General features: G+C 69.8%; 16 protein-coding genes. 2 read left to right on the top strand and 14 right to left on the bottom strand.

Features of this window, described 5'->3' with window-relative positions; all coding sequences use genetic code 11:
- Positions 1–62: 62 nt before the first annotated feature.
- From whiA to ACFZA2_RS08980, 5 genes are all read right to left on the bottom strand, one after another.
- Positions 63–1,040, bottom strand: a complete 978-nt coding sequence (whiA, locus tag ACFZA2_RS09000) for a DNA-binding protein WhiA (protein ID WP_315995873.1) — start codon at positions 1,038–1,040, stop codon at positions 63–65.
- Positions 1,041–1,081: 41 nt separating this feature from the next.
- Complete coding sequence (gene rapZ, locus ACFZA2_RS08995; RefSeq protein WP_136585809.1) at positions 1,082–1,960, bottom strand: RNase adapter RapZ; 879 nt, start codon at positions 1,958–1,960, stop codon at positions 1,082–1,084.
- Between the two features lie 29 nt (positions 1,961–1,989).
- On the bottom strand, positions 1,990–3,945 hold the full coding sequence (uvrC, locus tag ACFZA2_RS08990) for an excinuclease ABC subunit UvrC (RefSeq protein ID WP_391403473.1): 1,956 nt from the start codon (positions 3,943–3,945) through the stop codon (positions 1,990–1,992).
- Between the two features lie 3 nt (positions 3,946–3,948).
- Complete coding sequence (gene uvrA, locus ACFZA2_RS08985) at positions 3,949–6,915, bottom strand: excinuclease ABC subunit UvrA (RefSeq protein WP_391403470.1); 2,967 nt, start codon at positions 6,913–6,915, stop codon at positions 3,949–3,951.
- Between the two features lie 104 nt (positions 6,916–7,019).
- Positions 7,020–7,448: a MarR family winged helix-turn-helix transcriptional regulator gene (locus tag ACFZA2_RS08980; RefSeq protein WP_391403467.1), complete on the bottom strand. Its 429-nt coding sequence runs from the start codon at positions 7,446–7,448 to the stop codon at positions 7,020–7,022.
- Positions 7,449–7,484: 36 nt separating this feature from the next.
- On the opposite strand from ACFZA2_RS08980, the gene ACFZA2_RS08975 reads away from it, so the two are divergent.
- Positions 7,485–7,721 carry a hypothetical protein gene (locus tag ACFZA2_RS08975; RefSeq protein WP_315995877.1) on the top strand — a complete coding sequence of 79 codons (237 nt, stop codon included), beginning with the start codon at positions 7,485–7,487 and terminating at the stop codon, positions 7,719–7,721.
- Positions 7,722–7,748: 27 nt separating this feature from the next.
- Here ACFZA2_RS08975 and ACFZA2_RS08970 read toward each other — a convergent pair whose 3' ends face one another.
- The 3 genes from ACFZA2_RS08970 to coaE form a co-directional block, all read right to left on the bottom strand.
- A complete protein-coding gene (locus tag ACFZA2_RS08970; RefSeq protein ID WP_391403463.1) occupies positions 7,749–8,171 on the bottom strand; it encodes a VOC family protein in 423 nt (140 codons plus the stop codon).
- A gap of 16 nt (positions 8,172–8,187) precedes the next feature.
- Positions 8,188–10,257, bottom strand: coding sequence for an excinuclease ABC subunit UvrB (gene uvrB, locus ACFZA2_RS08965; protein ID WP_391403460.1), 2,070 nt, complete (start codon positions 10,255–10,257; stop codon positions 8,188–8,190).
- 135 nt (positions 10,258–10,392) lie between these two features.
- The gene (gene coaE / locus ACFZA2_RS08960; RefSeq protein ID WP_391403457.1) at positions 10,393–10,995 is read right to left on the bottom strand and encodes a dephospho-CoA kinase; all 603 of its coding nucleotides are present in this window, start codon (positions 10,993–10,995) and stop codon (positions 10,393–10,395) included.
- Positions 10,996–11,110: 115 nt separating this feature from the next.
- On the opposite strand from coaE, the gene ACFZA2_RS08955 reads away from it, so the two are divergent.
- Complete coding sequence (locus ACFZA2_RS08955) at positions 11,111–11,485, top strand: response regulator (protein WP_315995881.1); 375 nt, start codon at positions 11,111–11,113, stop codon at positions 11,483–11,485.
- A 9-nt stretch (positions 11,486–11,494) separates the two neighbouring features.
- Here the strand turns inward: ACFZA2_RS08955 and ACFZA2_RS08950 are convergent, their stop codons facing one another.
- From ACFZA2_RS08950 to ACFZA2_RS08925, 6 genes are all read right to left on the bottom strand, one after another.
- Positions 11,495–12,652, bottom strand: coding sequence for a hypothetical protein (locus ACFZA2_RS08950; protein WP_391403453.1), 1,158 nt, complete (start codon positions 12,650–12,652; stop codon positions 11,495–11,497).
- Positions 12,649–14,268: an ATP-binding protein gene (locus ACFZA2_RS08945; protein WP_391403450.1), complete on the bottom strand. Its 1,620-nt coding sequence runs from the start codon at positions 14,266–14,268 to the stop codon at positions 12,649–12,651. Before ACFZA2_RS08945 ends, ACFZA2_RS08950 begins: the two co-directional genes overlap by 4 nt.
- Positions 14,269–14,355: 87 nt before the next feature.
- Positions 14,356–14,970 (bottom strand): hypothetical protein, encoded by a 615-nt coding sequence (locus ACFZA2_RS08940; RefSeq protein ID WP_391403447.1) that lies wholly within the window; start codon positions 14,968–14,970, stop codon positions 14,356–14,358.
- Positions 14,971–15,186: 216 nt separating this feature from the next.
- Complete coding sequence (locus ACFZA2_RS08935) at positions 15,187–15,738, bottom strand: GIY-YIG nuclease family protein (protein ID WP_315995885.1); 552 nt, start codon at positions 15,736–15,738, stop codon at positions 15,187–15,189.
- Between the two features lie 91 nt (positions 15,739–15,829).
- On the bottom strand, positions 15,830–18,103 hold the full coding sequence (gene treS / locus ACFZA2_RS08930) for a maltose alpha-D-glucosyltransferase (RefSeq protein WP_391405256.1): 2,274 nt from the start codon (positions 18,101–18,103) through the stop codon (positions 15,830–15,832).
- Between the two features lie 127 nt (positions 18,104–18,230).
- Positions 18,231–19,451, bottom strand: a complete 1,221-nt coding sequence (locus tag ACFZA2_RS08925; protein WP_391403443.1) for an MFS transporter — start codon at positions 19,449–19,451, stop codon at positions 18,231–18,233.
- Between the last annotated feature and the right edge of the window lie 214 nt (positions 19,452–19,665).

The following is a 19,665-nucleotide window of genomic DNA, read 5'->3' as shown; positions in this document are numbered from 1 at the left end:
GGCCGCACACCGTGCGCGAACGGATCACGGATGCCGGGAACGCGGCATCCGGAATAGATCCGTCAGTCGTCGGCGCCGACGGGGACCGCGGCCTCGGTCCCGGGGATGCCCTCGGTCTCGGCCTTCTTGTCGGCCATCGCGAGCAGACGGCGGATACGCCCGGCGACGGCGTCCTTGGTCAGCGGCGGATCGGCGTGGTGGCCGAGCTCGTCCAGGCTCGCATCGCGATGGGCCAGACGCAGCTCGCCCGCCTGCTGCAGGTGGTCGGGGACCTCGTCACCGAGGATCTCGAGGGCGCGCTCGACGCGCGCGCACGCGGCGACGGCGGCCTGGGCCGATCGGCGGAGGTTCGCGTCGTCGAAGTTGACGAGACGGTTCACGCCGGCGCGCACCTCGCGGCGCTGGCGCATCTGATCCCACTCCCCCGCGGTGCGGCGGGCACCCATCTCGTAGAGGGCGCCGCGGATGGCCTCGCCGTCGCGCACGACGACACGGGGGACGCCGCGCACCTCACGGGCCTTGGCCGGGATGCCGATGCGGTGCCCCGCGCCGACGAGGGCCATCGCCGCCTCGGACGAGGGGCAGGAGATCTCGAGCGCAGCCGACCGGCCGGGATCGCTCAGCGTGCCGCTCGCGAGGAACGCGCCGCGCCAGATGGCGCTGAGGTCGGGGCGCGAGCCGGTCGTGAGCTTGTTCGGGAGACCGCGCACGGGGCGACGTCGCTGATCGAGCAGCCCCGTCTGACGGGCGAGCGTCTCACCCGCCTCGATCACGCGCACGGCGAAGAGACCGCCGCTGCGACCGCCGGAGCCCTGCACGTGGTGCAGCTCGGGGCGAACGCCGTACAGCTCCATCAGGTCGCGGGCGACGCGACGCGCGAGGATGTCGGAGTCCAACTCAGCCTCGACGGCGACGCGATTGGCGATGGAGTGCAGACCACCGGAGAAGCGCAGGAGGGCCGTGAGCTCGGCGACGCGCGCGGTCGGGCGCGGGTCGCGGACGGTGATGAGCTCGGCCTTCACGTCGGCGGTCAGGGGCACGATTCTCCTCGGGTGGGGGGCGGCGGGGACGACGTTACAGCCTACTCGCGACCGAGGTCGCGGTGAGCCACGCGGACGGCCACCCCCGGAACATCGGCCAGACGTGCAGCGAGCTCGCGCGCCATCACCACCGATCTGTGCTTACCCCCCGTGCACCCCACGGCGACCACGGAATGCCGCTTGTTCTCGCGCTGATAACCCTCGAGCACGGGCCGCAGCGCGGCCGAATACGCGTCCAGGAACGCCGAGGCGCCCTCCTGCCCCAGCACGTATTCCCGCACGCGGGGGTCTTCACCGGTCAACGGACGCAGCTCGTCGTTCCAGAACGGGTTCGGCAGGAAGCGCATGTCGGCCACGAGGTCGACGTCGGGCGGCAGCCCGTACTTGAAGCCGAAACTCATCAGGGTGATCGTGTGACGGGCCGCCCCTTCCTCGCCGAACAGCGCGACCGTGCGCAACGACAGCTGGTGGACGTTCAGGCTCGACGTGTCGATGACCACGTCGGCGGCCTCGCGAACCGGAGCCAGGCGCTCGCGCTCCCGACGGATGCCGTCGAGGATCGTGCCGTCGCCCTGCAGCGGGTGCGGCCGTCGCACCGCCTCGAAGCGGCGCACCAGCACCGCATCGGAGGCGTCGAGGAAGACCACGCGCACCTGGCGTCCGGCCTGCAGCGTCCGCATCGCCTCGGGGAGGTCGCCGAACAACGAGCGCCCGCGCACGTCGACCACGACCGCCACGCGGGGGACGGCGCCACCGGCGAGTTCGGTGAGTTCGAGCAGAGGGCGCAGCATGCGCGGCGGCAGATTGTCGACCACGTACCAGTCGAGGTCTTCGAGCGCATTCGCCACCGTGGAGCGGCCGGCGCCCGACATGCCCGTGACGATCAGCACCTCACCTGGCTCGTCGCGTGCCGGTTCCATGGTGATCGTCTCCCGTCCTCGTCCTCAGCCTATCGAGACAGATGCGTGTGGATGGCCTCTGCCAGGGTCGGCCCGATACCGGGCAGCACCGTCATCTCGTCCGGGCTGGCGTTCTTGAGCGCCGACACCGAGCCGAAGTGGCGCAGCAGAGCCTTGATGCGGGCATCACCGAGACCCGGCACCTCCGACAGCACGCTGGTGATGTCGCGCTTGCGACGTTTGCGCTGGTGCACGATGGCGAAACGGTGGGCCTCGTCGCGCAGTCGCTGCAGCAGATAGAGCGCCTCCGAGGTGCGGGGCAGGATGACGGGGTACTCCTCCCCCGGCAGCCACACCTCCTCGAGGCGCTTGGCGATGCCGCACAGGGCGATCTCCTCGTGACCCGCGTCGGCCAGCGCCCGCGCCGCGGCGGCCACCTGCGGCTGTCCTCCGTCGACCACGAGCAGCTGCGGGCGGTACGCGAAGCGCGGACGCTTGCGGGCGGTGACAACGTCGCCGTCGCTCGTGGCCTCCTCCGACTCGGGGGCGGCGACGATCGCGCCGTTCACCGTCTCGGGTTCGATCTCATCGGGACGGTCGAGGTAGGCCAGACGACGCGTGAGCACCTGGTACATCGAGTCGGTGTCGTCGGTGGTCTCGGCGACGCCGAAAGAACGGTACTGGTCTTTTCGCGGGAGCCCGTCCTCGAACACGACCATGGATGCCACGACGTTGGTGCCCGCGAGGTGCGAGACGTCGAAGCACTCGATGCGCAGCGGCGCCTCGCTCATCCCGAGCGCTTCCTGCAGGTCGGTGAGGGCCTGCGACCGGGCGACGTAATCGCTCGTGCGGCGGGTCTTGTGCAGCATGAGCGCCTGCTGGGCGTTGAGGGTCGCGGTCTTGAGCAGATCGGCCTTGCGCCCGCGCTGCGCGATCTGCAGCGTCACCGGCCGGCCCCGTCGCTCGCGCAGCCAGTCCTCCAGCTGCTCGGCGTCATCGGGCAGCTCGGGTACGAGCACCTGGCGGGGGATGTCCGACGCATCGGCGTCGCCGTAGGTGCGCTGCAGCACCTGATCGACGAGCTCCGCTCCGGAGATGTCGATCTCCTTCTCGATCGTCGTCGCGCGCACACCGCGCACGCGGCCTCCGCGCACGACGAAATGCTGCACGGTCGCGGCGAGTTCGTCCTCCGCGATGCCGAAGAGGTCGGCATCCGTGTCGGGAGCCAGAACGAGCGCGCTCTTGCCCAGCACCGCGTCGATCGCCTGCAGACGGTCGCGGTAGTGGGCGGCCGATTCGTAGTCCATCGCCGCCGACGCCTCTTTCATGCGCGCCGTCAGCTCGCGCGTGAAGCGCTGATCGCCGCCCGACATGAAGGAGATGAAGTCGTTCACGACGGCGCGATGCTCCTCGACGGTCACCTTCATCGAGCACGGTCCGCCGCAGCGGCCGATCTGCCCCGGGAAGCAGGGACGACCCGAGGCCATCGCCTTCTTGTACGACGAGTCGCTGCACGTGCGGATCGGGAAGACCTTGATCATCAGGTCGATCGTGTCGTGCACCGCCCAGACCTTCGGGTACGGCCCGAAGTATTTGGCCCCGCGGATCTTGTGATTGCGGGTGACGATGACGCGCGGCGCCTCATCCGCGAGGGTGATGGCCATGAACGGGTACGACTTGTCGTCGCGGTAGCGCACGTTGAAGGGCGGATCGAACTCCTTGATCCACATGTACTCGAGCTGCAGCGAATCGACGTCGCTGGGCACGACCGTCCACTCCACACTGGCCGCCGTGGTGACCATGCGGCGGGTGCGCTCGTGCAGCGAGTACAGCGGCGCGAAGTAGTTCGACAGTCGCGCGCGGAGGTTCTTCGCCTTACCGACGTACAGCACGCGCCCGTCGGCATCCCGGAACCGGTAGACCCCGGGATTGGTCGGGATCTCCCCCGCCTTCGGGCGATAGGGCAGCTGCGACATCCGCTCCCGGGATGCAGGTGCAGGGGCCATGACTCAGCCCGCCGCGCTCACGAGCTCCCGCTCGGTGCTGTCCGCATCCGATGCGGTGTTGCGCTGCGCGCCCGTGCGTCCGGTCTCGAGCAGTTCGGCCAGGAAGGCGCCGGTGTGGCTCTCCTCGACCTTCGCGACCTGCTCGGGCGTTCCGGTCGCGACGATCGTGCCGCCGCCGGCGCCGCCCTCGGGTCCGAGGTCGATGACCCAGTCGCTGCTCTTGATGACATCGAGGTTGTGCTCGATGACGATGACGGTGTTCCCCTTGTCGACCAGGCCGTTCAGCACCTTCAGCAGCAGCGACACGTCTTCGAAGTGCAGACCCGTGGTGGGCTCGTCGAGCACATATATCGAGCGGCCGTTGCTGCGACGCTGGAGCTCGGTGGCGAGCTTGACGCGCTGCGCCTCGCCGCCCGAGAGCGTGGTGGCCGACTGCCCGAGCCGCACGTAGCCGAGGCCCACGTCGACCAGCGTCTTGAGGTAGCGGTGGATGGCCTGGATGGGTTCGAAGAACTCCGCGGCCTCCGAGATCGGCATCTCGAGCACCTCGGCGATGTTCTTCCCCTTGTAGTGCACCGACAGCGTGTCGCGGTTGTACCGCTTGCCGTGGCACACCTCGCAGTCGACGTAGACGTCGGGGAGGAAGTTCATCTCGATCTTCAGCGTTCCGTCGCCGGAGCACGCCTCGCAGCGACCGCCCTTGACGTTGAAGCTGAAGCGCCCCGCCTGGTAGCCGCGCACCTTCGCCTCGGGGGTCTCGCTGAAGAGGGTGCGGATCCGGTCGAACACACCCGTGTAGGTCGCGGGATTGGAGCGCGGGGTGCGGCCGATCGGCGCCTGGTCGACGTGCACGACCTTGTCGAGGTTGTCGAGACCGGTGACCCGCGTGTGCTTGCCCGGAACGCGGCGCGCGCCGTTCAGCTTCGAGGCGAGCACTTCGTACAGGATGCCGTTCACCAGCGTCGACTTGCCCGAACCGCTCACGCCGGTGACCGAGGTGAGCACGCCGAGGGGGAAGTCGACGGTGACGTTCTTGAGGTTGTTCTCCCGCGCCCCGACGACGGTGACCTGACGCTTCTTGTCGATCTTGCGACGCGTCTGGGGCGCCTCGATCGCGCGACGGCCCGACAGGTACGCCCCCGTCAGTGAGCGCTCGTCGGTCAGCAGTTCGGCGAGGGGCCCGGAGTGCACGACGTTGCCGCCGTCGACGCCGGCGCGGGGTCCGATGTCGACCACCCAGTCGGCCGCGTGGATGGTCTCCTCGTCGTGCTCGACGACGATGAGCGTGTTGCCGAGGTCGCGCAGGGTCTCGAGCGTCTGGATGAGGCGGCGGTTGTCGCGCTGGTGCAAACCGATCGACGGCTCGTCGAGCACGTACAGCACGCCCGTCAGGCCCGAGCCGATCTGGGTGGCCAGACGGATGCGCTGCGCCTCGCCGCCGGACAGCGTGCCGGCCGCGCGGCCGAGGCTCAGGTAGTTCAGACCCACCTGGAGCAGGAAATCGAGGCGTGCGCGGATCTCGCGCAGCACGGCCGCGGCGATGGTCGCCTCGCGGTCGGTGAGGGTGAGCTGGGAGAAGAACTCGCGCGCGTCGGCCAGGCTCATGCGCGAGGCTGCGGCGATGGACGTGTCGTCGACGAGCACCGCGAGCACCTCGGGCTTCAGGCGGTCGCCGTCGCACACCGCGCAGGGCACCTCGCGCAGGTACTCCGCCCAGCGCTGCCGCTGGGTGTCGGACTCCGCCTGCAGGTACTGACGCTCGATGTAGGGCACGACGCCCTCGAACCCGGAGGAGTACCGCATCTCACGCCCGTAGCGGTTCTTCCACTTGACCGTGACCTTGTAGTTCTCGCCTCGCAGCACCGCCTGCTGCACGTCCTTCGACAGGTCTTTCCACGGGGTGTCGAGCGAGAACTTCAGGTCGCGCGCGAGACCTTCGAGCAGCCGCTCGTAGTACTGGAACAGGCCCTTGCCCTGCGTCGTCCAGGGAAGGATGGCGCCGTCGCGGATCGAGAGCTCTTCGTCGCCGAGCATGAGGTCGACGTCGACCGACATGCGGGTGCCCAGGCCCGAGCAGACGGGGCAGGCGCCGAAGGGGGCGTTGAACGAGAACGTCCGCGGCTCGATCTCGGTCAGCTGCAGCGGGTGGCCGTTCGGGCACGCGAGCTTCTCGGAGAACGACTGCCAGGCGTCGTCGCCCTCTTCGTCGACGTAGTTGACCTGCATGATGCCGCCGGCCAGCCCCATCGCCGTCTCGACCGAGTCGGTGACGCGGCTGAGGATGTCTCCGGATGCCACGAGACGGTCGACCACGACGGCGATGTCGTGCTTGTAGCTCTTCTTGAGAGTCGGCGGCTCGGACAGCTGCACGAGGTCGCCGTCGACGACCGCGCGGGCGTACCCCTTCGCGCTGAGTTCCTTGAAGAGGTCGACGAACTCGCCCTTCTTCTGCGTCACCACGGGGGCGACGATCTGGTACCGCGTGCGCTCGGGCAGCTCCATGAGCTGGTCGGCGATCTGCTGCACGGTCTGGCGCTGGATGCGCGCGCCGCAGTCCGGGCAGTGGGGCACACCGATACGGGCCCACAGCAGACGCATGTAGTCGTGGATCTCGGTGATCGTGCCGACCGTTGAGCGGGGGTTGCGGTTCGTCGACTTCTGGTCGATCGACACCGCGGGGCTGAGGCCCTCGATGAAGTCGACGTCGGGGCGATCGACCTGCCCGAGGAACTGACGGGCGTAGGCGCTCAGCGACTCGACGTACCGCCGCTGACCCTCCGCGAAGATCGTGTCGAAGGCGAGGCTCGACTTGCCCGAGCCCGAGAGTCCCGTGAAGACGACCAGCGAGTCGCGGGGGATGTCGAGGTCGACGTCCTTGAGGTTGTGGACGCGCGCACCCCGGACGCTGAGCTTGCCGCTGGTGGCGGAATTCGCGGACGACGAGGGCGAAGAGACAGGAACGATCGGCACCTGTTAAGTCTAGGTCGACCCTCCGACATCGGCCCCGGGTTCGCCCCGAGCGCACGGATGTGCGAGGCTCGCGCACCGTCGCCGTGCTCGGAAGGCGAGGTCGCTCAGTCCCGCACGGGAGACGCGAACGGCGCGAGACCGTCGCGCAGGGCGATGAGCGAGCGCTCGTCGGCGCCGATGCGCTCCATGATCTTGCCCGGCACCTCGAGCGCCGCGGCGCGGAGCGCCCGCCCCTCGTCGGTGAGGTCGATGTCGAGGACGCGCTCGTCGTCGACACGACGCCGACGCACGACCCGCCCCTGCGCTTCGAGGCGTTTCACCAAGGGTGAAAGGGTCGCCGGCTCCATGGCGAGTTCCGCGGCCAGCGTCCCGAGCGACCGCGGCGCGTCCTCCCACAGGGCGAGCATCACGAGATACTGCGGGTGCGTCAGCCCGAGCGGCTCCAGCACGGGCCGGTAGATCGACACGACGTTCCGTGCGGCCGTGACGAGGGCGAAGCACACCTGGTTCTCCAGCTTCAGCGGATCGTCCACGGCCTTCTCCTTCGAACAGTTAGTACACTAATAATCATGACACGAAAGGATGCCGACCGCCCGTCCCTGCGCGCACGCGTACGCGAGGCCGGCGGCTGGTACCAGTACCTCAACACCCGCCTCATCCGCGTCGCGGGGCCGGCGTCGGTCGGCCCCTACGAGACCACGCCCGAGCCCGTGCGAACCGGACGCCCCTGCCCCCTGTGCGGCCACGCGATGGCCGAGCATTCGGTGGACCGGACGGGACCGAAGCCGTTGCTGCATTGCCCCTGACCACGGCGAGCTCCTCGTTCGCCTTCGTCACCCCAGCTGTGGACGGCCCCCGTCGTCCAACGGCCATCCAGGATTGACCGCCACTTCCCAGAGGTGGCCGTCCGGATCGACGAAGACCCCGGAGTAGCCGCCCCAGACGGTGAGGGCTCCGCCGCGCGCGAGCCGCGCCCCGGCCGATCGAGCCGCCTCCAGGATGCCGTCGACCTCGGCCGGGGTGCCGACATTGTGCGCGAGGGTGACGCCACCCCACCCGCCGCCGTCGGTGACCCCGGAGTCCGCGGCGAGGGCATCTCGAGCCCACAGCGCGACGACGAGCCCGCCGGTGTCGTAGAAAGCCACCTCTCCATCGACGGACGTCGGATGGGCCTGCCAACCGAGCGCCCCGTAGAAGGTGATCGCACGGGCGAGATCCTGCACTCCGAGGGTGATCAGGGTGACGCGCTGGTCCACCGGTCGCTCCCCCGGCTCAGGCGTGCCCGGCCCGCTCCATCGCGCGAAGCTCCTTCTTCATGTCCTGCACCTCGTCGCGCAGACGCCCGGCCAACTCGAACTTGAGTTCCGCCGCGGCGGCGAGCATCTGCTGGGTGAGATCGGCGATCGTCGACTCGAGCTGGTCCGCGCCCTCGGCCGCGATCCCCGTGCGACGCAGCGAGGGCGTGGGCGACTTGCCCTTGCCCGCCTTGTCGTTACGGGCGAGCAGCTTCTTGGTGTCCGTCGCCTCGCGGTTGAGAACCTCGGTGATGTCGGCGATCTTCTTCCGCAGCGGCTGCGGATCGATGCCGTGCTCGGTGTTGTACGCGATCTGCTTCTCGCGACGGCGCTCCGTCTCGTCGATGGCGTTGCGCATCGAGTCGGTCACCTTGTCGGCGTACATGTGCACCTCGCCCGAGACGTTTCTCGCGGCACGGCCGATCGTCTGAATGAGGGAAGTGCCGCTGCGCAGGAAGCCCTCCTTGTCGGCGTCGAGGATCGCCACCAGCGAGACCTCGGGCAGGTCGAGACCCTCGCGCAACAGATTGATGCCGACGAGCACGTCGTAGACGCCGGCGCGCAGCTCCGTGAGCAGTTCGACGCGGCGCAGGGTGTCGACGTCCGAGTGCAGATAGCGCACGCGCACTCCGTGCTCGCCCAGGAAGTCGGTGAGCTCCTCCGCCATCTTCTTGGTGAGGGTGGTGACCAGCACGCGCTCGTCACGCTCGACGCGCACCCGGATCTCCTCGAGCAGGTCGTCGATCTGCCCCTTCGACGGTTTGACGATGATCTCGGGGTCGACGAGTCCGGTCGGGCGGATGATCTGCTCGACGACTCCGTCTGCGATCCCCATCTCGTAGCGCCCCGGGGTGGCTGAGAGGTAGACGGTCTGCCCCACGCGCTCCTTGAACTCGTCCCAGCGCAACGGACGGTTGTCCATCGCGCTCGGCAGACGGAAGCCGTGCTCCACCAGGGTGCGCTTGCGCGAGGCGTCTCCCTCGTACATCGCGCCGATCTGCGGGACGGTCACGTGCGACTCGTCGATCACCAGCAGGAAGTCGTCGGGGAAGAAGTCGAGCAGCGTGTGGGGCGGATCACCAGCCATGCGGCCGTCCATGTGACGCGAGTAGTTCTCGATACCCGAGCAGAAGCCGAGCTGCTGCAGCATTTCGAGGTCGAAGGTCGTGCGCATGCGCAGACGCTGCGCCTCGAGAAGCTTGTTCTGCGACTCGAGCTCCTTGAGCCGCTCGTCGAGCTCGTGCTCGATGGTGCCGATGGCGCGCTGCACCGTCTCGGTCCCCGCGACGTAGTGCGACGCCGGGAAGATCGGCACGGAGTCCATCTTCTCGATGACGTCGCCCGTGAGCGGATGGAGCGTGTAGAGCGCCTCGATCTCGTCACCGAACATCTCGATGCGGATGGCGTACTCCTCGTAGACCGGGATGATCTCGATCGTGTCGCCCCGCACGCGGAAGTTGCCGCGCGAGAAGTCGACGTCGTTGCGGTTGTACTGCATCGAGATGAATTTGCGGATGAGCGCGTCTCGGTCGTACCGCTCCCCCACCTGCAGGGCGACCATGGCGCGCAGGTACTCCTCGGGCGCACCGAGGCCGTAGATGCACGAGACCGTCGACACCACCACGACGTCGCGGCGAGACAGCAATGAATTCGTCGTCGAGTGACGCAGCCGTTCGACCTCGGCGTTGATCGAGCTGTCTTTCTCGATGAACGTATCGGTCTGCGGCACGTAGGCCTCGGGCTGGTAGTAGTCGTAGTACGACACGAAGTACTCGACCGCGTTGTTCGGCATGAGGGCGCGGAACTCGTTCGCGAGCTGCGCCGCGAGGGTCTTGTTGTGCGCGAGCACCAGGGTCGGACGCTGCACCTGCTCGACGAGCCAGGCGGTGGTCGCGGACTTGCCGGTTCCGGTGGCGCCGAGCAGAACCACGTCCGTCTCGCCCGCGTTGATGCGCCCCGCGAGCTCGGCGATGGCCTGCGGCTGATCGCCGGACGGGGAGTATTCGCTGATGACCTCGAAGGGACGCACGGAGCGAGTGGGCTGCATGATTCCAGCGTAGGCGGGGCCTCCGACATCGGGGTCGGGTTGCGTTCGCCGTGGGCGAGCGCGAGTTTCTCGCCGCTCCTCGGTCCGTCGACGGCCGGGATGCGACCGCGGCGCCGACGTGCCCCGTGACCGCGGTCAGTCCGCCGGGGAGATCCGCGCCCAGAGGTCGTCGACCTGGCTCCGCGTGGCATCCATCGTCGTCGAGGTGTCGATCACCACGTCGGCGAGCGCCAGGCGGTCCTCGTCGGACGCCTGCGAGCCCACGCGCGCGCGGGCGTCCGTCTCGGAGAGCCCACGGCCCTCGACGAGTCGCCGCACGCGCGTCCCGGCCGGCGCATGAGCGACGATCACGAGATCCCACGCGTCCCCGGCGCGCGCCTCGGCGAGCAACGGGACGTCGTAGACCACGACGGCCGCGGGGTCGCGGGAGAAGGCCTCCTCGAAGCGCCGCTGCGACTCCTCCCGCACCGCGGGATGAACGAGGGCGTTGAGAACGGCCAATCGGTCGGGGTGACCGAACACCCGCGCTCCGAGAGCGGGCCGGTCGAGTGCTCCCTCGGCCGTGAGCACGTCGTCTCCGAACTCACGGGCGATGGCCGACAGAACCGGCGATCCGGGCGCCTGCACCTCGCGCACGATGGCGTCGGCGTCGACGACCACGGCGCCGCGTCCGGCCAGGAGGGCGGCGATGGTGGACTTCCCGGAGGCGATCCCACCCGTCAGCGCGAGAAGAGGCACCCGAAGAGGATGCCACATCGCGACGTCGCGGGCACCCCCGAGCGTCACCGCGCTGAGTCGTCTACGATTCCCCCAGGTGGGATCGCTCCCGGACCCGCCCGACGAAAGCTCCGCCATGCCCGATGCCCGCACCACGGTGGTGATCGAGGACGACCTCGACATCCGCACGCTCGTGTCGACCGTGCTCGAGAGCGCGGGCTTCACGGTGCACGCCGCGAGCACCGGACTCGACGGCATCGAACTGGTCCGGCTCCACGCGCCGGTGGTCACGACGCTCGACGTGAGCATGCCGGGAATCGACGGTTTCGAGACCGCGCGGCGCATCAGGGCCTTCAGCGACACGCGCATCCTCATGGTGAGCGCCCGCGCCGACGAGGCGGAGCAGCGCACGGGGCGGGAGGCCGGAGCCGACGACTACCTGACGAAACCGTTCCGACCCCGCGAGCTGCGCCAGCGGGTGGAAGACTTGGCCGCGGCCGCCGGGGCCTGACGGCCGCTCTCAGCCGATCCGGAAGGATTGCTCGCCCGTGACGGCGGCCCGCGCGGCCGCCTCGTCGGCCCGCAGCGTGAGCGCGCGGGAATCGTGACCGTGGTCCGCCGTGACAGCGACGCCGACCCCCACCACGGGCACCACCGCGGTACCGAGGCGCGAGAGATCGCTCACGACGCTGTCGTGCAGTGCGCGTGCGACGCGCCCGATGTCGGTGGTCGGACCGGTCGTGAAGGCGACCGCGAGGCCTGTTGCATCGGCCTCCCCCACCAGCGCCATCGTGGGCGAGTACCGACGCACCGCTCCGCGCAGCTCACGGGCGAGCTGCTCGGCATCCTCCGGGCCGAAGGCGACCGAGACGCGCTTCAGGTCGTCGATCCGGATGCCGATCACGCACACGCCCTCACCGGCCAGTTCCGCCCGTGCGCAGACGATGGCGAGCGTCGCCTCGAACGACTCGCGGAACAGCACGCCGTTGGCATCCACCGACAGTCGGCGGACGTCGGGCGAACCGCGCAGCGTCGACTCGTTCGCCCGGAGCACGGAGGTCACCGTCACCGCGGCGATCACGAGGGTGATGGTCAGCAGCGCGGAGACGCGGGTGTCGAACACCGTCCGGAAGAGGTCGCTCTCGGGGCCGCTGACGACGAACACCGCCGTGCGGCTGACGAACCACACCGCCTCGATCGCGAGGATGATGGTGAGCCCCACGGCGCTCCACCGCCTCGCGATGGCGCCGCGGCGCGTCTCGACGGCTCCGAGAACGGCGAACAGCGCGTTGCCCAGGAAGAACGGGATGGCACCTGCCCAGTCGCCACCGGCCGGACCGGCTGCCAGGGCGGACACCACCACGAGGAGGATGACCGCGCCGACGACAAGCGAGGGCACGCGAAGGGGGCGGCCGTTGAAGGCCACGCACCCCAGCCAGATGAACGCCGTCGCACAGACGAACGCGCCGTTGCCCACGGCGACCGCCACGAACACGTCGGGCAGCAGCAGCCACGCGAGGTAGCAGACGGCGGAAAAGGTGCCGGACAGGTAGGCGCTCGCCCACAGCCGCCCCGGGAGGCCGTCTTTGAGCATGATCGTGTCGAGCAGGTACATGACCGCGGAGACGACGATCACGAGGGCTGCCGAGGCCTGCAGCGTCAGAACGTCGAAGATCACTCGCCCTCCCGGGGGTTTCGAGGCAGCCGCACGGTGAAGACGGCGCCCTCGCCGGGGGCGGTCCGCACGGTGATCTCGCCACCGTGGGCCCGGGCGAGGTCGCGACTGATCGCCAGACCGAGGCCGCTGCCGTGCGCAGAGGAATTGCGCACGGCGTCTCCGCGGAAGAAGCGCTCGAACAGGCGGCCCTGCTCGGTGACGGAGATCCCGGGGCCGTCGTCGGCCACGACGATCGAGACCGAGTGCAGGTCCTGCTGCACGGACACGCTCACCGCCGCGTCGCGGGGGATGTACTTGATCGCGTTCGACAGGAGGTTGTCGACGATCTGACGCACCCGGCGCGCGTCGATCACCGCTCGCGCCTCGACGACGCCCGAGGCGTCGATGTGCACGCCGTGGTCCACGGCGCGTGGGGCGATCGACTCGATCGCAGCCCGCACCACCGCCGCGACATCGGCGGACCGGAGTTCGAGCTCCACCCCCACTCCTTCGCGCGAGGTGGCCGACAGAGCCAGGATGTCGGCGACCAACTCCAGCAGACGCGACGCGTTGCGTTCGGCCACGGTCAGCCGGTCGCGGGTGCCGGGGGCGATGGAGGGGTCGTCGAGCGCGAGTTCGAGGTAGCCGATGATCGAGGTGAGCGGCGTGCGCAGCTCGTGCGACACGCTCGCCACGAGGTCCTCCCGTGCGCGTCGCGCCTGCTCCTCGATCGTGACGTCGCGCGAGACGATGACCGCGCTGATCTCGCCGGTCTCGGCCGCCGGCAGGCGGCGCGCGGTCACGCTCAGCGCGCGTCGGTCCTCCCCCGGCCCGCCGTACCAGACCATCTCGCCCTCGAACACCTCGCCGGCTCGCGCACGGGCGAGAGGCGTGGCATCCGCGGCGATCGGCGTCGAGCCGTCCGCGGCGAAGACCTCGACCTCCCGCCCCAGCACGTCGGTGGTGTTCAGCAGTCGCGCGTGAGCGGCGTTCGTGACGGCGAACTCTCCGGCCGCCGTGACGCGGGTGACGCCGAAATCGACGGCATCCAGAACCTCCGTGACGAGATCCTCCTGCCGACGCGCGCGCTCCACGGCGCGGCGCAGCTCCGCGGACTGCTTCTCGAGGAGCTCGCGCTGCGCCTGCGAGCGACGCGCGGTGAAGTGGGCGATGGTCGACAGAGCGGCGACGACGAACGGCAGCAGCAGCGTGGAGGCGGTGAAGCGCTGCAGGTCGATGACGACGGCTTGGTGGACCATCACGATCGTCACCGAGACCGAGATCGCGACGATGCCCCACACCCCGAACACCGTGCCGATCCAGAGCGCCGGGAAGGCCCAGAGCAGTCCGAGACCCGCCAGCGGCGCGCTCTCGCGCATCAGGGCGACGGCCACGACGTCGACGATCGGCAGCAGGGCGGCCCACAGCTGGGACACGCGGTCCCAGGGCAGCAGGACCGCGGCGATCGCCCCGGCGAAGAGCAGGGACGCACCCGCGAGGAACAGGGTGGGGTCGACCACGTGCCCGACCGTGATCGACACCAGGATGCCGATGAGGGCGGCCGCCGAAAGGAGCATCTGGTTCGCCACGATGCTGCGCCGCAGGCCGAGGCGCACACGGGAGATGCGGGGCGCCATGGCCTCGACGATATCGTCTCACCGAGCCTCGGACGCGCCCTCGGACCGCGGCACGCCGACGTTCGCCGCCGGCGCGGGTCTCACGGATCAGAACCCGAAGTCTCCGCCGCCGAAGTCCCCTCCCCCGAAATCGCCTCCGCCGAGATCTCCCCCACCGAAGCCGCCGGCATCGCCGCCGCCCATATCCGCCGCAGCATCGCCTCCGGAGCCATCGGTTCCCGCGTCCGCGGCGACGCCGTCCGCGTAGCCGGCGTCGTATCCGGGGTCGAACATCGCGCCCACGAGGGCGGAGCCCACGACGTACCCGCCGATCGTGCCGAGCATCGACGCGCCGAGCATCGACCCGAACCCGGGCCCCGCCCCGCCGCCGCTGAACGAGCGACCGCCGAACGTCCGCTCCATGAAGCCCGGCTGCGAGTACTCCGCACGCGTGGCCGCACGGGCGAGGGCCCGAGGGTCATCGCTCGCCGGCCGCTCCGACGCCGCCAACCCCGACGACATCTCGTCGAGCACCTGACGGCGCTGCGCCGGCGTGAGGCGTTCGAAGGCCTCGGCGTGCACCTGCTCCACCGTCTCGGGCGGCGCCGTACGCAGCAGATAGCGGTAGCGCTCGATCGCCCGCTGGTCGTCCGGGGAACCGGATGCCGTCGAGTCGGCCTGGGCGGGCGGCGGGGGCGCGTATCGTCCCCCCGCATCGCGCATCCCGCTCGCCCCGCCACGGGGTGCGGGGGGCGGGGTGCGGTCTGACGCGTCGTCCCCTGATCCGAACAACCGGTCGAAAAGTCCCATGTCTCGGCCTTCCTCGTCGTCGCTTCACGCTACGACGCGGATCGGAGGAGGAGGGAGGGGTTGTCACCGCGCTCACCGCGTCGTACTCCCCCGACGCCGTCACCCGCACCGATGTCAGCCGCGACGGTGTCAGCCGCGACGCGCGATCGCCTCGCTCGTCCACCGCGCGTACAGCGCCCACGGGTCGTCGACCCCGGCGGACAACCCGGAGACATGCGCGTCCAGCGCCGCGCTGCGCCGGAACCACTCCGTGCGGCCGAACCTCGCGTCGGCGAACTGGGCGTGACGGCGTCTCTCGACGAGGCGGTCCCCCGGCTCGAATGCGAGCAGCTCGTCGTGCCACACGGCGGCGAGACGCTGTCGCGGCTGCGCGCTCGTTCCGATCTTGATGCGGTCCTCGAATCTCAGGTAGTAGACGATATCGACCCGGGGCGGGGGGAGCTCCCCGTCGACGGGTTCACCGTGACGCCATTCGCACACGGCGCACAACCAGCCGCTCGGCCAGCGCACGCCCAGCCGCGACCCGCAGAGCCGGCACGGCGTGGGCAACAGGTCGGTGACGCCGTCGGTCGCCGCTGCCCAGTCCGCCCCGACGGCGAGGTGCCAGGTGCAGACGCGCACGGGAGCGTCGGCATCGACGTCTCGTCGACAGCCGGGCACGAGGCAGGCGGAGGTGGGCACGCGAACACGCTACGCCGAGCCCCCGACATCGTCGCGCCCGCCGAACGGGGCGGGGAGAGCGGCCGGTCGGGCCACCGCTCCCCGCCGCGACTCAGTCGTCGGTCTCGGGCGCCTCCAGCACCAGGAAGAGCCCCGCGTACGGGCCGAGTTCGAGCGAGAAGCTCTGCAGCTCGTCCACGCGACCGACGACGTCTCCGGTGGCGGCGTCGACGGCCGTGCTCTGCGGCACGAGGAACTCCGAACGCACGGTGCCCTCGATGGTCTCGCCCGAGAAGTTGAGCACCGTGATCTGCAGCGGGGCGTCCTCGGCGCGTCGATCCCCGCCGTCCAGGCGATGCACCATCACGAGCATGCTGGGGTGCCCCACCTGCGGGATGTCGACCTGCGTGGCGATGGCGATGCCGTGGTCCCTGCGGATGCGGAGCACGTCGCGCAGCCCGGAGAGGAACGACTCCGGGTTCGCCTGCTGATCGCCCAGCGATCCGTACAGCGAGCGGGCCCGCGGCATCCCCGAGACCGAGGACACCGCCTCCGGAGCGACGTCGAGCAGGTCGTGGCCGCCTCGCTCGATCCACCGGGTGTCGCCCGACGCGATGAGATGGCGCACGTCGTCAGCGGGCAGCGTGAGCGAACCCGTGAGGTCCCATCCCGAGAGCGCGAACACCCCCGGCTGCCACGAGTTGTACTTGGCCAGCAGCAGGTGCGCGTCGCGGATCGCGGGGATGTCCGCATCCGTGATGTCGTCGAGCGTCGCTTTCCCCTGCGTCGCGGCGATCAGCGATGCCGTGGTGCAGGCGATGCCGTTCTGCGTGAAGACGAGGTTGTAGTCCGCGTCGACCGTGAGCTTCTGCGTCAGGTCGGCCCGCACCATCTCGGCGATCTCGCCACCGGTGTGCTCCTCGTGGCGGAACGGGTAGACGGTGTCGCGGTGCGTCGTCGCCCAGTGCACGAGCTCGTAGGTGAGCTCGTCGTGGTTCTGCATCCCGTGCACGAGCTGCACGGGTTCGACACCGGTCTCGAGGGCGGTGTTCAGAGCGAGGCGGAGGAATTCCGTGTTCGCCGTCGCGAGCGCGTGGTGGTACCCGGGCCGGGTGACGAAGTCGTACGACAGATCGGCTCCGACGGCACCCGTATCGCGGATGTCCTCCATCGTGAGGTTGAGCTCTTGGAACGTGAACCCGCCGACCTTGCGCACCATCCCGGCGATGATGTGGTTCGCCGCGTGCGACAGGGGGTGGCCCTCCGACCACGCCGGTAGACCCTCCGCGCTCTTCTCGACGCCGAGGAAGCCGTTGGCATCCAGTCGCAGCGCGCTCGTTCCCAGGTCACCGAGCGAGTGCAGGGCGTCGCCGATCACCAGGCGCATCCCCGCGAACGTGGGGTCGAGCCAGTTGATCGAGGGCTGGCCCTCCTTGAAGTAGTGCAGATACACCCAGCGGCGCTCGAGCCCGTCGGTTCCCACCACGGGCGCCGTGGCGCTCCAGTTGGTCTCCTTCACGCCGGGCGTGTAGAAGATCACGCGCTGCAGCTCGCCGATGATGTAGCCCCGGGCGCTCAGCTCGCGCTCGGTCTCCGCGTCGAGGTTGACGGAGTCGCGCCCGGCCGGGACCTCCGGCAGCAGGGCCCAGTCCTCGCGCGGGATCTCGACCATGTGGTAGATCCCGGGGTAGTCCTTGTACGCCATCTCGGCGAGGCGGAAGTCCGCCCCCTTGCCCGTGTGCCCGGGCACGATGTCGTCGATCACGCTGCCGCCGTGCGACTCCGCGACGTCCGCGACGCGGCGGAACGCGTTCTCGTCACCGAACTCGGGATCGATCTGCGTGCTGATGCGGTCGAAGTGCCCGTCGACGCTGGGCGTCTCCTGCCAGCCCGTGATGCCGCCCGCCCGCTTCACGGGACCCGTGTGGATGCCGTTGATCCCGACCCATTCGAACGCCTCCCACAGCGCCTCGTCACCGAGCGCGTCGAGGAACGACTCCCCCGGCCGAGTGATCAGCGAGATGGGGTACGCGGTGAACCAGACGTCGGTCGACTCGATCGCCCGTCGGGCGTCCGGACGCGCGTAGGGGTTCCGCCACATCGACGGCTGGCCCGACAACTGCCGACTGAGCACGTCGGCGTCCTTGAGCATCGACTGACGAACCAGCCACTCCACGTACGACGGATTGCCGCCGTTGGCGTTGCGCGGGTCGGTGAGGAAGCGTCGCAGCGTCCCGCCCCGGAACTGATCCCGCGGACGCAGTCGTCGCGGGCGTGCCGGATACCGCTGCTCGTCGTAACTGATCTCGGTGACGGTCTCGCCCGCCTCGTCGATGTCGTCCGCGGCGGCGTGCTGCTGCGCGTCGACCAGCTCGTCATCCGTCATGGTGCGCTCTTCGGCGTCGTCCACTCCCGACCTCCCTCACGTCACCTTCGACGCTAGTCGGTTCCCTCCGTGTCGGACGTGGGCATTGACCTCCGGATGCCGCGTGTCGATGAATCGGCACGAATGCTCAGGCGGATGCGACCGGCCGGCGCCCGCCGCGCAGCACCAGCAGAGCCAGGATGAGGGCCGCCGCGCACATCGTCAGCACCGCCCCCAGGAACCAACCCCACCCCGCGGCGCCGAACACGATGCCCAGTGCCCAGCCGAACAGGCTCGAGCCGGCGTAGTAGCCGAGGTAGTACAACGACGAGGCCTGCGCCCGCGCCTCCGGTACCGCCGCGACCGGCGTCCATCCGGATGCCACCGCGTGCGCCGCGAAGAATCCGGCGGTGAAGGCGATCAGGCCCGCCAGCACGGCGACGACCGCGGGCACGAGCATCAGTGCGGCCCCGGCTGCCATCACCGCGATTCCCGCGACGAGAACGGGAAGGCGACCGTGTCTCACCGCCAGTGCTCCTGCCTGAGGAGACGAGACCGTCCCCGCCAGATATGCGAGGAACAGCAGAGTGATGACCGCCGGGGCGAGCAAGAACGGTGGCGCGCTCAGGTGGAAGCCGAGGTAGTTGTAGACCGCGACGAAAGCCCCCATCAGCAGGAAGCCCTGCGCGTACAGGGCCAGCTGCATCGATGAACGCAGATTCACCGCCAGGCGGCGACGGATCGACGGCCCCCGCACCGCGCGATGACGGCCCGGGACGAAGCCCCGGGCTGCCGGGACCAGCGTGAGGAACAGCACCGCCGCGATCACGCAAAGAAGAACGACGGATGCCACCCCCCACCGCCAACCGGCCGCCTCTCCTACCCAGCCCGACAGCACGCGCCCGCTCAGGCCGCCGACGGTGGTCCCCGCGATGTAGGAGCCCGCCGCTGCGGCGACGTGGCGGGCATCGACCTCCTCGCTCAGGTAAGCCAGGGCGACGGCCGGGACGGCGCCGAGGGCGGCCCCCTCGAGCAAGCGCAGCACGAGGAGGACGACGATGTCGTGCGCCACGGGAGTGAGCGCCCCGAGCACCGTCGCAGCGATGAGCCCGATGGCCATGGCAGGCACGCGTCCGATGCGATCGGCGACGATCGACCACGGGATCACTGCCGCAGCCAGACCCATCGTGGATGCCGACACGGTCAGCGCGGCACCGGCGGGAGGCGTCCCCACGTCCGCCGAGATCGCCGGCAGAAGCGCCTGCGTCGAATACAGCTGCGCGAAGGTGGCCACTCCGCCGAAGAAAAGCCCGATGAGAAGCCGCCGATAGTCGCGGCTGCCGGGAAGGTGCCCCGCGAATTCGCTCACTCCGTCGACCTTAGCCGTCCGGGTACGGCGAAGCGCCGGTACGCGTCCCCCTTCGATACCGAAAACAAGGGGGGGGTGCGTACCGGCGCTGTCACCGTGCGGGCGGAATGTGCCCGTACATGCGAAATGGCCACCCAGCGTTGGGTGGCCATTTCGTTAAAGGAAGTCCGGCGGTGTCCTACTCTCCCACAGGGTCCCCCCTGCAGTACCATCG

Origin of the sequence: Microbacterium sp. NPDC007973 (genome assembly GCF_042958465.1) — a bacterium.
GTDB classification, from domain to species: domain Bacteria; phylum Actinomycetota; class Actinomycetes; order Actinomycetales; family Microbacteriaceae; genus Microbacterium; species Microbacterium galbum.
This window is presented reverse-complemented; position numbering and strand designations above follow the sequence as displayed.